General features: G+C 60.1%; 12 protein-coding genes. 11 read left to right on the top strand and 1 reads right to left on the bottom strand.

Features of this window, described 5'->3' with window-relative positions; all coding sequences use genetic code 11:
- Positions 1-20: 20 nt before the first annotated feature.
- The 11 genes from H7688_RS00055 to H7688_RS00005 all read left to right on the top strand — a co-directional run bounded on the left by H7688_RS00055 (position 21) and on the right by H7688_RS00005 (position 12,143).
- The gene (locus H7688_RS00055) at positions 21-773 is read left to right on the top strand and encodes a DUF1499 domain-containing protein (RefSeq protein ID WP_183358979.1); all 753 of its coding nucleotides are present in this window, start codon (positions 21-23) and stop codon (positions 771-773) included.
- A gap of 33 nt (positions 774-806) precedes the next feature.
- Complete coding sequence (locus H7688_RS00050; RefSeq protein WP_183358978.1) at positions 807-1,076, top strand: cytochrome C; 270 nt, start codon at positions 807-809, stop codon at positions 1,074-1,076.
- Positions 1,077-1,359: 283 nt separating this feature from the next.
- Positions 1,360-2,523 carry a homocitrate synthase gene (nifV, locus tag H7688_RS00045; RefSeq protein WP_183358977.1) on the top strand — a complete coding sequence of 388 codons (1,164 nt, stop codon included), beginning with the start codon at positions 1,360-1,362 and terminating at the stop codon, positions 2,521-2,523.
- Positions 2,524-2,899: 376 nt separating this feature from the next.
- Entirely contained in the window at positions 2,900-3,769 is an 870-nt protein-coding gene (gene nifH / locus H7688_RS00040; RefSeq protein ID WP_183358976.1) for a nitrogenase iron protein, read from the top strand.
- A gap of 167 nt (positions 3,770-3,936) precedes the next feature.
- On the top strand, positions 3,937-5,376 hold the full coding sequence (gene nifD, locus H7688_RS00035; protein WP_183358975.1) for a nitrogenase molybdenum-iron protein alpha chain: 1,440 nt from the start codon (positions 3,937-3,939) through the stop codon (positions 5,374-5,376).
- Between the two features lie 221 nt (positions 5,377-5,597).
- Positions 5,598-7,118, top strand: coding sequence for a nitrogenase molybdenum-iron protein subunit beta (gene nifK, locus H7688_RS00030; protein ID WP_308470299.1), 1,521 nt, complete (start codon positions 5,598-5,600; stop codon positions 7,116-7,118).
- A gap of 164 nt (positions 7,119-7,282) precedes the next feature.
- On the top strand, positions 7,283-10,039 hold the full coding sequence (locus H7688_RS00025; protein ID WP_183358973.1) for a bifunctional nitrogenase iron-molybdenum cofactor biosynthesis protein NifEN: 2,757 nt from the start codon (positions 7,283-7,285) through the stop codon (positions 10,037-10,039).
- Between the two features lie 22 nt (positions 10,040-10,061).
- Entirely contained in the window at positions 10,062-10,451 is a 390-nt protein-coding gene (gene nifX, locus H7688_RS00020; protein WP_183358972.1) for a nitrogen fixation protein NifX, read from the top strand.
- Between the two features lie 89 nt (positions 10,452-10,540).
- Positions 10,541-10,804, top strand: a complete 264-nt coding sequence (fdxB, locus tag H7688_RS00015) for a ferredoxin III, nif-specific (protein WP_183358971.1) — start codon at positions 10,541-10,543, stop codon at positions 10,802-10,804.
- 168 nt (positions 10,805-10,972) lie between these two features.
- Entirely contained in the window at positions 10,973-11,302 is a 330-nt protein-coding gene (locus H7688_RS00010) for a NifB/NifX family molybdenum-iron cluster-binding protein (RefSeq protein WP_183358970.1), read from the top strand.
- A gap of 49 nt (positions 11,303-11,351) precedes the next feature.
- A complete protein-coding gene (locus tag H7688_RS00005; RefSeq protein WP_183358969.1) occupies positions 11,352-12,143 on the top strand; it encodes an NAD(+)--dinitrogen-reductase ADP-D-ribosyltransferase in 792 nt (263 codons plus the stop codon).
- Between the two features lie 72 nt (positions 12,144-12,215).
- On the opposite strand, the gene H7688_RS22510 is transcribed toward H7688_RS00005, so the two are convergent.
- Positions 12,216-12,422: hypothetical protein (locus H7688_RS22510; protein ID WP_209006546.1), on the bottom strand; the 207-nt coding region annotated here is incomplete at its 5' end.

Raw genomic sequence — 12,422 nt, 5'->3', positions numbered from 1 at the left:
GAGGCGAGAGAGAGGGCGGTATGACAACGGAGAACCACACGGGAAACGGACGATCGCTCGCGCTTGCTGCATTGCTGGCCTCCCTCTGCGCCTTGCTGCTCCTGGCGTGCTCCGGCTTCGGCGCTCGATTCGGTATCTGGCAGTTTCGCACCGGGTTCGCTATCCTCAAATGGTCTGCGTTCCTGGGGCTTGCTGCCGCTCTGGCCGCAACCGTGGCCGTGTTTGTTGCGGGGAAGGGGCGGCACTTTGGCGCCCTGTCGGCTGCACTGCTCGCGTTCGTGTTGGGGGCCACCGCGTTTGGCTTACCGTACTCATGGAAGCTCAAGGCCGGTAAGGTACCCCGCATCCACGACATATCTACCGATTTGGACCACCCGCCCCAGTTCGTCGCGCTGGCACCGGCACGCACCGGCGATGTTGCCTATCCCGGCGCCTCGGTGGCAGCCCAGCAACTGCGGGCCTATCCTGACCTGAAGACCGCAGTGCTTGGCGTACCCATGGCGCGTGCCTACCAATCCGCCCTGGACACCGCTCGCGAGATGGGGTGGCAGATCGTTGCGGCTGTTCCCGACGAAGGGCGCATCGAAGCGACCGACACGACCTTCTGGTACGGATTCAAGGATGACATCGTCATCCGGGTGTTTCCCGCCGCCGACCGCTCGCTTGTCGACGTTCGCTCGGCGTCACGGGTCGGCATCAGCGATGTCGGCACCAATGCCCACAGGATCCGCTCCTTTCTGGCAAAGCTGACGCACCACCCTGCGCCGCGTTAGCTGCTACGTTTTTTATTGCTGTGGAGATCATGCATGAAGTTATCTGGCAGGGACTGGGTTGGCATCATCGGAGTGGCGTTGCTCATAGGGTTACTGGGGCTGGGAGTCGGCAAGGGGAGGGGGAAGACCATTCCCCTCGACGACCGCCACCGCTCGAGTTACCAGGCGCTCAAAGAGGGGCGCGACCGCGCCCACGTCGAACTTATCTGCACCACCTGTCACAACCAAAGTTCTCAACCCCTCCCCAAAAACCATCCTCCCAAGGAACAGTGCCTGGTCTGCCATGACCTGGTCAGGTCGTAGCCGGTTCCCCGTTCGCTCGTTCAACCTGCCTCCTCTACCTCACCTGCCGCAATATTAGGCTTATCGATTCATTGGCGTGCAGTCGCGGGTTGATCGAACCCGCCTCGAGTCGCCGCCCCTCTCCTTTCACGCCGCGACAACCTCATGTGATCTTGCCTAGATACAGCGTAGACGTTGCTTTTAAGTTATCTGGCACAGCTTGTGCTCAAGGTCTCTCAAACCGTGAGCACTGGGCAACGGAGCCCACCTCTCCTGGCAGAAACGTTACCCGAAGGAGGCAGACATGGGCGACTCAGCTAAAAAGACCGTACGCATCGGCGACACCACGCTGCGCGACGGGGAACAGACCGCCGGCGTGGTGTTCAGCGCCAAAGAGAAAGTAGCGATAGCACGCGCCCTGGATGCCATGGGCGTACACGAGCTCGAATGCGGCATCCCTGCCATGGGAGCCGAGGAACGCGCCTCGATCCGCGCCTTGGTGAACCTCGGGCTGAACGCCCGGCTCATCACCTGGAACCGTGCGCTGATCCCCGACATCGAGGCGAGTCTCTCCTGCGGTGTCGGCGCCGTGGACCTTTCGCTTTCGGTATCCGACATCATGATCGAGAACAAGATCAACAAGAGTCGCGACTGGGTGAAGGAGCAGCTCAAGCGCTCCCTGGGCTTTGCCAAGGACCACGGGCTCTACGTCTGCGTCGGCGGTGAAGACGCAAGCCGCGCCGACCTTGGCTTCCTCTCCGAACTGATGGGTATTGCGCACGGGCTTGGTGCGGACCGCTTCCGGTTCTGCGACACCCTGGGGATCCTGGATCCCTTTGCCATGTACGAGAAGGTGGCGACCCTGACGGCAGCAGTCCCTGGCCTGGAGATCGAGGTGCACACCCATAACGATCTCGGGCTGGCAACGGCCAATGCCCTGGCAGGGATCAGGGGGGGCGCGACGTATATCAGTACCACGGTGAACGGGTTAGGGGAGCGGGCCGGCAACGCCGCACTCGAAGAGGTGGTGATGGCGCTCAAGGTCGCCTGCGGCATCGACGTTGGTGTCGACACCCGCAAGCTCTCGGCGGTCTCCCGCCTGGTCGGCAAGGCGTCGAACCGGGATGTCCCTGCCTGGAAGGCGGTGGTCGGCGAGCGGGTTTTTTCCCACGAGTCGGGGCTGCACACCGACGGCGTACTGAAGAACCCTGCCAACTATGAGGGGTTCCCGCCCGAGGCGGTAGGCCTTACCCGCTATATCGTGGCCGGCAAGCACTCGGGCACCAACGGCATCGTGGAGAGCTATCGCCAGATCGGCATCGAGGTGAGCCGAGACGAGGCGCAGAGCCTGATGGCGACGGTGCGGGCCACGGCGCAGCGGCTGAAGCGCCCCTTGGGCGCCGAGGAGCTGGCGAACCTCTACCGCCGCCTGCTCGGCTCCGATACCTGCCGGCTGTCGGCTGCTTAATGAAGCGTTCGGTAAGTGACTAAAAGATAGGCAACTGCCTCGCTAGCTTGCGGGCAGTTGAAATTCAGCATGGTAAAAAAAGAGTAAAAGCAGCATGTTACAGCTTGGCACGGTAGCTGCTAAGAGTGAGGCAAAACCGAATAGGAAATACAGCGACGTATTTCACCTCCAGTATCATGGCAAAGGCGCCCACCGTAATTAGCACGGAGCGCCTTTTTCTGTTAAAGGCCTCGCACATTAAAAAGAGCCCTGCACCGCGAAGTATCGAGATGACGGTCTAGCGAGGTGGCAGGTTCGTCAGAGTGGCTGACGAAGGTGACCGAGCGGACCGCCGTACGGCGGAACCGGTCAGCGGGGCAACAAGGAGATGAAGAACATGAGACAGATCGCAATCTACGGCAAAGGCGGCATCGGCAAATCCACCACCACCCAGAACACGGTAGCGGGCCTCGCGTCCATCGGCAAGAAGGTCATGATCGTCGGCTGTGACCCGAAGGCGGACTCCACCCGACTTATCCTGCACGCCAAGGCCCAGGACACCGTCATGGACCTGGTGCGCGAACTGGGCACCGTAGAAGACCTCGAACTGGTCGACGTGATGAAGGTGGGGTATGGCAACGTTAAATGCGTCGAGTCCGGTGGGCCCGAGCCGGGTGTCGGCTGCGCCGGCCGCGGCGTCATCACCGCCATCAACTTCCTTGAGGAAAACGGCGCCTACACCCCTGATCTCGACTTCGTCTTCTACGACGTCCTGGGCGACGTCGTCTGCGGCGGTTTCGCCATGCCGATCCGCGAAGGAAAGGCAGAAGAGATCTACATCGTCACCTCCGGCGAGATGATGGCCATGTACGCTGCCAACAACATCGCCAAGGGCATCCTGAAGTACGCATCCTCCGGTAAGGTTCGCCTGGGCGGACTTATCTGCAACTCGCGCAAGACCGACCGCGAGGACGAGCTGATCGAAGCGCTTGCCAAGAAGCTCGGCACCCAGATGATCCACTTCGTTCCCCGCGACAACCAGGTACAGCGCGCCGAACTGCGCCGCATGACCGTCATCGAGTACTCCCCCGAGCACCCGCAGGCTGAGGAGTACCGCACCCTGGCCCAGAAGATCAGCGAAAACAAAATGCTCGTGGTCCCGACTCCGCTCGAGATGGAAGAACTGGAAGAGCTCCTCATGGAATTCGGCATCATGGAAGTAGAGGACGAGTCCATCGTCGGTGTCGCCGAGGCTCAAGCAGTCTAACCGGCACCCCGCCGGAAATCGCCCCATCACCACGAAGGAAGCAGTGCCGCATCCCGCCCGTCTCCCGGAAAAACCGGAAGGATCACTCGGGGTGCGTACAAGGGATGCTACCTACAAATCTACTTGAGCGGATGTGCATCAAGTAACGGTTTTATAAGGAGCCTGTTATGTCTGAAGCGAGGAAAAAAGTAGAGGGAATCACCAAGGAATCCACCCAGGCGATGATCGATCACGCCATGGAGATCTACCCCGAGAAGGCCAAGAAGAAGAGGGCGCCGCACCTGGCTCCCAACGAAGGGGAGGGGGCCTGCGTCAAGAGTAACCGCAAGACGGTTCCCGGTATCATGAGTGCCCGCGGCTGCGCCTACGCCGGGGCCAAGGGGGTGGTCTGGGGCCCGATCCGCGACATGGTGCACGTCTCCCACGGCCCGGTCGGCTGCGGCTGGTACTCCTGGGGCACCCGCCGCAACATGATGAGCGGCATCAACGGGGTGACCCAGTTCGGCATGCAGTTCACCTCGGATTTCCAGGAGAAGGACATCGTCTACGGCGGCGACAAGAAACTGAGGACCCTCCTCGAGGAGGCCCAGACCCTGTTCCCCCTTGCCAAGGGGATTTCGGTACTCTCCGAGTGCCCCGTAGGTCTGATCGGCGACGACATCAACTCGGTTGCCAAGGTCGCCTCGAAGGAACTGGACATCCCGATCATCCCCTGTAACTGCGAAGGTTTCCGCGGTGTATCCCAGTCGCTTGGTCACCACATCTCCAACGACACCATTCGCGACCACATCATCGGCACCCGCGAGTTCGCCGAGCCCGAGAGCCCCTACGACATCGCGCTCATCGGCGACTACAACATCGGCGGCGACGTCTGGAGCGTAAAGCCGCTTCTGGAAGAGATCGGCCTCAACGTGAAGGCTGTCTGGACCGGTGACGGCGAACTGGAGAAGATCGCGGCGACCCACAAGGTGAAACTGAACCTGATCCACTGCTACCGCTCCATGAACTACATGTGTCGCGTCATGGAAGAGAAGTACGGGATTCCCTGGCTCGAGTTCAACTTCTTCGGCCCGACCAAGATCCGCGAGAGCCTGAGGAAGATCGCCGACCAGTTCGACGACTACATCAAAGAGAAGGTCGAGGCGGTCATCGCCAAGTACGACCCGATCATGCAGGCGGTCATCGACGAGTACCGGCCGCGCCTGGAAGGTAAGACGGTAATGCTCTATGTGGGTGGCCTTCGGCCGCGCCACACGGTGAACGCCTACGGCGACCTGGGGATGACCGTGGTGGGTTCCGGCTACGAGTTCGCCCATGGCGACGACTACGAGAGGACTTCGGTCGAGATGCCTGAAGCGACGGTCATCTACGACGACGCCTCCGAACACGAGCTCGAGGAATTCGTCAACACCCTGCGCCCCGACCTGGTCGGCTCCGGCATCAAGGAAAAGTACCTGTTCCAGAAGATGGGGATCCCGTTCCGCCAGATGCACAGCTGGGACTACTCCGGCCCCTACCACGCGTACAACGGCTTCCCGATCTTCGCCCGCGACGTGGATATGGCCGTGAACAGCCCGACCTGGAACCTGGTGAAGAGCCCGTTCTAGAGGCAACGGATTCCGAGGATGTTGGCACCACCACCGTAGTCGGCCTGTGCGTCCCCTCCTTTGGAAAAGGAGGTACAGCGACGATTTGCTTCGCGGGTAGCTGCCGACATTCACAAAGGCGAATCACCCCTGTCCCCCCTTTTGCAAAGGGGGGAACGCTGGAGCCACCTGCATAGTTGCATGGAACCGGTGCAGAGGGCAGGGGGCGAATCAGAGGATACCTGGATACATTTCCCAGCCGCTCGACAGATTGGTCGAGGGCCGAAAGGAGTAAAGATATGACTGCAGAAACTGCCGTGAAATACGTTACCGAGACACCGCAGGAGGACATCGAGCGGGTCAAAAACTGGATCAACTCCGAGGAGTACAAGGAGAAGAACTTCGCACGCCAGGCGCTGGTGATCAACCCGCCGCACGCCTGCCAGCCGCTGGGGGCGGAACTCGCTGCCCACGGTTTCGAAGGCGCGCTCCCCTTCGTGCACGGCTCCCAGGGTTGCGCCTCCTACTACCGCTCCACCTTCAACCGTCACTTCCGCGAGCCGGCCGCGGCAGTTTCCGACGCCATGACCGAGGACGGCGCGGTGTTCGGCGGCCAGAACAACCTCCACGAGGGGCTGGAAAACGCCTACACCATCTACAAGCCGAAGATGATCCCGATCTTCACCTCCTGCATGCCGGAGGTTATCGGCGACGACCTGACCGCCTTCATCAAAAACGCCAAAAACAAGGGGATCGTGCCGCAGGACTTCCCGCTCCCCTACGCCAACACCCCGAGCTTCAACGGTTCGCACATTCACGGTTATGACTCGATGCTGCTCTCCATCCTGCAGACCTTGACCGAGGGTAAGAAGGTGGAAGGGCGCTGCACCGGCAAGCTGAACCTGCTCCCCGGTTTTGACTGCAACACCGGGAACTACCGCGAGTACAAGAAGATCCTGGAGGCCTTCGGGATCCCCTATACCGTGCTCGCCGACATCTCCGAGGTGTTCGACTCCCCGCTGGATGGCACCTACAAGCCGTACCCGGGTGGCACCAAACTCGACGAGGCTGCCGACTCGATCAACGGCAAGGTGACCATGACACTGGCGCCGTTCTCCACCACCAAGACCTTCACCTGGATCAAGGAGAACTACTCGGGCAAGCATGTTTCACTGCCGACCCCGTTCGGCGTCGCTAAAACCGACGAGTTCGTGCTGCAGCTCTCCAAACTGTTCGGCAAGCCGGTACCGGAGTCCGTCAAGGCCGAGCGCGGCCGTGCGGTTGACGCCATGACCGACGCGCACCAGTACATCCACGGCAAAAAGTTCGCCCTCTATGGGGATCCCGACTACCTCTTGGGTTACGTCTCCTTCCTTCTGGAGATGGGGGCAAAACCCTGGCACATCATCTGCTCCAAGGGGAGCAAGAAATTCCAGAAAGAGTGCCAGGCGCTCCTGGACGGCTCTGCGGATGGCAAGGGGTGCACCATCTACCTCTCGAAGGACCTCTGGCACATGAGGAGCCTCGTGGTGACCGACCCGGTCGACGCCATGATCGGCGACACCCACGGCAAGTTCGCCGCCCGCGACGCGAACATCCCGCTGTTCCGCTTCGGCTTCCCGATCTTTGACCGGGTGAACCTGCACCGCGCGCCGCTCGTCGGCTACCAGGGTGCCATCAATATGCTGACCACCATCTGCAACAAGTTCATCGAGGTTAGAGACGAGACCTGCGAGGACAAGTACTTCGAGATGATGAGGTAGTAAGGAAGAGACTGGGGACTAGGGGCTAGGGGCTGGTAATGCAGGGACTAGGGGGTTAGGGCTAGAAGGTTGGAGAACGGCCCTAATCTTACCTGCAGATCGGGTTTCCCTAGTCCCCATTCCCTAGCCGCTAGTCCCTGCATCACCCCACAAAGGAGTGGCCCATGGCAAAACCGGATTGGTACGACGTTGAAGAATGCGCGACAAATGATGCCGGCGCCCCGAAGTTTTGCAAAAGATCCGAGCCGGGGGAAGGGACCGAGAGGAGCTGCGCCTATGACGGCGCCCGCGTGGTCCTCATGCCCATCACCGACGTCATCCACCTGGTGCACGGCCCTATCGCCTGTGCCGGCAACTCTTGGGACAACCGCGGAGCGCGCTCCAGCGAGTCCCAACTCTACCGCCGCGGCTTCACCACCGAGATGCTGCAAAACGACGTGATCTTCGGCGGCGAGAAGAAACTCTACAAGGCCATCAAGGATCTCGCCGGTCGCTACCCCGAGGCCAAGGCCATTTTTGTCTATGCCACCTGTGTCACCTCGATGACCGGCGATGACATCGAGGCGGTCTGCAAAGCGGCCAGCGACAAGGTCCCCATGCCGGTCATCCCCGTGAACACCCCGGGCTTCATCGGCGACAAGAATATCGGCAACCGGCTGGCCGGCGAGATGCTCTTCAAGTACGTGATCGGCACCGCCGAGCCGGAGTACACCACCGACTACGATATTAACCTGATTGGCGAGTACAACATCGCGGGCGACCTGTGGGGCATGCTGCCGCTCTTTGACAAGCTGGGAATCCGGGTGCTCTCCTGCATCTCGGGTGACGCCAAGTTCGAGGACCTGCGCTACGCTCACCGGGCCAAGCTGAACATCATCGTCTGCTCCAAGAGCCTCACCAACCTCGCCAAGAAGATGCAGAAAAATTACGGGATCCCCTACCTGGAGGAATCCTTCTACGGCATGACCGACGTCGCCAAGGCGCTCCGGGATATCGCCCGCGAACTGGATGACCGGGTGAACGGTCTCGAGAAGCGGATCATGCAGGACCGGGTGGAACGACTGATCGCGGAGTCCGAGGAGAAGTGCCGCACCGAGCTTGCCCCCTACCGGGCGCGGCTTGCCGGCAAGCGCGCCGTGCTCTTCACCGGCGGCGTCAAGACCTGGTCCATGGTCAATGCCTTGGCCGAGCTCGGCGTGGAAATCCTCGCGGCGGGGACCCAGAATTCGACGCTGGAGGACTTCTACCGGATGAAGGCCCTCATGCACCAGGACGCCTCCATCATCAAGGACACCTCGACCGCGGGTCTTCTCTCGGTGATGTACGAGAAGCTCCCGGACCTGATCGTGGCCGGCGGCAAGACCAAGTTCCTGGCGCTGAAGACCAAGACGCCGTTTCTCGACATCAACCACGGACGCTCGCACCCGTATGCCGGCTACGACGGCATGGTCACCTTCGCCAAGCAGCTCGATCTCACGGTGAATAACCCGATCTGGCCGGTCCTCAATGGAAAGGCACCCTGGGAGAAGGACGAGGTGGACCTGGAGGCATTGGTCGCCGAGGCGGCCGGGTTACGTGCAGCACTTGCCGTCGAGGAGATGAAGAGTTCACGGGTCAAGGTGCCCGTCAAGAGCGCCACGGTGAACCCGCAGAAAAACTCACCCGCCCTGGGCGCAACACTTGCCTATCTCGGCATCGACGGGATGCTGGGGCTCTTGCACGGCGCGCAGGGGTGCTCCACCTTCATAAGGCTGCAGCTCTCCCGCCACTTCAAGGAGTCCATAGCACTCAACTCGACCAGCATGAGCGAGGAGACCGCCATCTTCGGCGGCTGGGACAACCTGAGGTTGGGGATCAAGCGTGTCATCGAGAAGTTCAACCCGAAGGTCGTGGGGGTGATGACCTCCGGTCTCACCGAGACCATGGGCGACGACGTGAGAAGCGCCATCGTCAAGTTCCGCCAGGAACACCCGGAGCACGACGGTACGCCGGTCATCAACGCCTCCACGCCGGACTACTGCGGTTCCATGCAGGAAGGATATGCAGCCGCGGTCGAGGCCATTGTGGCGGCGATTCCCGAAGGGGGCGAGAAGGTATCCGGGCAGATCAACATCCTGCCGGGGTGCCAGCTTACCCCCGCCGAGGTGGAACAGGTTGCCGAGATCTGCCAGGCCTTTGGGCTGGATCCTCTGGTGGTACCGGATATTTCCAACGCGCTCGACGGTCACATCGACGAAACGGTCTCCCCGCTCTCCATCGGCGGCGTCACCGTGGACCGGATCCGTCAGGCCGGACGCAGCGTCGCCACGCTCTACCTCGGCGATTCGCTCTGCGACGCAGCCGGTATCCTGGAAGAGAAGTTCGGCATTCCAAGCTACGGGTTTACCTCGCTCACCGGGCTTGTCGAGAGTGATCGCCTGATGGCGGTGCTCTCCAAGCTCTCCGGCAAACCGGTTCCCGAAAAGTTCCGGCGCTGGAGAAGCCGCCTCATGGACGCCATGGTGGATTGCCACTACCAGTTCGGGCTCAAGAAAGTGGCCATCGCGCTGGAGTCCGACCACCTGAAGGGGATGACCAACTTCCTCTACGGCATGGGGTGCGAAATCCAGGTGGGGATCGCAGCTACCAGGACCCGCGGCTTGGATCACCTGCCGGTGGATAACCTCTTCGTGGGGGATCTGGAGGATCTGGAGCAAACGGCCACTGGTGCGGAGCTCTTGGTGGCGAACTCCAACGGGCGTCAGGCAGCCAAAAAGCTCGGCATCGGCGCCCACCTGAGAACCGGCATGCCGGTCTTCGACAGGCTCGGGTCCCACCACAAGATGTGGGTGGGCTACCAGGGCACCCTGAACCTGATCTTCGAAGTGGCGAACATCTTCCAGGCCAACGCAAAAGAGGCGCAGAAACTGGCGCACAACTAATAGCTATCCAAAGGAGCCAACGATGAAAATTGCCTTTACCACCAAGACTGGCGAGATGATCGACATGCACTTCGGCCAGGCCGACTCCTTCCACGTCTGGGAGGTCGGTCCCGAGGACGCCCACTACCTGGAAACGGTGAGCGTGGGCGAGCACGGCAGCGACGAGGAAGATCGCATTTCCGCACGCGCCAACATCCTCTCCGACTGCGCCGTGGTCTACACCATGCAGATCGGCGGACCCGCGGCGGCCAAGCTGATCGCCCGCAAGATCCACCCCATGAAGACCAACGTCGAGGTGGGGCTTAGAGAGTCCATCGAACGCATGCAGGAAGTGCTGAGAGGCAATCCGCCGCCCTGGCTGCGTAAAGCGATGAACAAGGCAGATGCCGGATCGTTCATGGACGAGGACTAGCAGGAGCGCGGCATTGCACCACTTTTAAGAATCTGGAAGCAGAAACAGGCAGTCATCTGCCGCAACCCTACTGATAAAAGGAGACGACCATGGCCTACATTACCGGCTTGACCAAGAACAAGAAAGAGTGGACCCCGCAGTTCATCACCTCCATCGATGAGGAAACCTGCATCGGCTGCGGCCGCTGCTTCAAGGTTTGCGCTCACGACGTGCTGAACTTCGAGGAACTGGACGAGGACGATTCGGCGAAGATGTTCATGAAGGTGGAGAACCCGGGCAACTGTATCGGGTGCCAGGCCTGTGGCAGAACCTGTTCCAAGAAATGCTTCACCTTTGCTCCGGTTGAAGCTTAATACCTCAGGTTAAGGTTGAGGTTAAGGTTGAGTGACACGAAAGCATTTGGAGCTCCTCCCAAACGGTTCTGAAGCGACCTGCGTTACTCAACCTTGACCTCACAATATGAGGTCGGTTTTCTCGGCCAATAACCCTTGAACACAACCTGCTGGACCACGGGGGTGTCTATGCGCTTCGCAGTAGCTTCCAAAGACGGAAAAGAGATCAATCAGCACTTCGGCCACGTGGAGCGCTTCCTCATCTACGAGGTGGAAGGGGATCGCGTCGAGTTGATTGAAGAGCGCGAGGTGGAGAAGTATTGCCGCTTCGACCCCGACCACCCCTTGCGCAGCCACACCCTGAAGGGGACTGCCGAGGTACTGGCAGGTTGTCGCGCGGTGGTTTGTTCCATGATCGGCGAGGCTCCCCGGATCGAACTGGAGAGGCTCGGCGTCGAGCCCTTTGTGGTGGAAGGTGATATCGTCACCACCCTGAAGGATCTGGCCCGCGTACTGTAGCAAGGGGTCCACAGCAGGACCGAAAACTGTCACAGCGAGGTGATGGCCCGTGCAGAATTCATTCAATCACTGCAATCTTCCCCCCTGGGTCATCGCTTCCCGCCATTTCAACGACCACCCGCAGCCTCTCGAGATCCAGGGTGTGCGTCTCGCCAACCGTTTCCTCTTCCAAAAACTCGATGCACTCGGTTCTGCCGCAGAGCGCGCGGCAGTATTCAACGATTACATGTCGGTCAAGTTCCAGTTGCACCAATGGCAGCAGGAAACGGCCACGGCACGGAAAAGCCTGAAAAACAGCTACCTCAGGTTCCTGCGCGGCTGGATGATGGACTCGAACTCGGTGGAGGGAGCCGTTTTAAAGGGGTGGGTGGAGAGCCGGATGGGGCTGCATCCGACCTTCCACAACGTGCGGATTCTCGATGTCCATGACCGTGGCTATCAGCAGTTCGCGCTGGACCGCACCAAGGGGAGCGCCCGGACCTCGGCGATCAATTCCCAACTCGACCTGCTCTACGAGTACTGTCAGTACGAACTCGCCAAGAAGTACCCGGGTCAGAACTACCTTACCCTCTACCGAGGTACCTATGAACGCTATGAGCACGACGTATTGGAGGTGATTTCCAAGCGTGAGGAAATCGTGCGGCTCAACAACCTCAATTCCTTCACCACCGACGAAGAGCGCGCCTGGGAATTCGGATTCATTGTCTGGGAGGTGCGCGTCCCGATGCCCAAGATCTTCTTCTTCAGTGAGCTGCTGCCGAATTCGATTTTGAAAGGAGAGGGGGAGTGTCTGGTGATTGGGGGTGAGTACCGGGTCCGGCGTCTACTCTGTACGGTGTGATTGGTCTACGTGCTGAGGAACGTTGCGGTGGTACTTTTTGCTTTTTATCCCTTGTATCCCATTCATCCCTGTTTAAAAGAACCTGAAGTTTTTGCGAGCGGGAAATTGGGTATAAATCAGTGCAAAAAAGAAAAGGCCGTCTCCTGGACCAACGCCCTTGCTTAAAGTGTTGAAACGGTGACCCTGTAAAGAAACAAAAACTCCCACTATTCCTGATGTTAAGGAAGGTGGGAGTTTTTGTTTTTCTTCGGAAAATATCTTCCCAAGGATTTTGAACTC

The sequence above is a fragment of the Geomonas limicola genome (genome assembly GCF_014193675.1).
GTDB lineage: Bacteria > Desulfobacterota > Desulfuromonadia > Geobacterales > Geobacteraceae > Geomonas > Geomonas limicola.
Note: the sequence above shows the minus strand (reverse complement) of the source record. Positions and strands in the feature narration are given on the sequence as shown.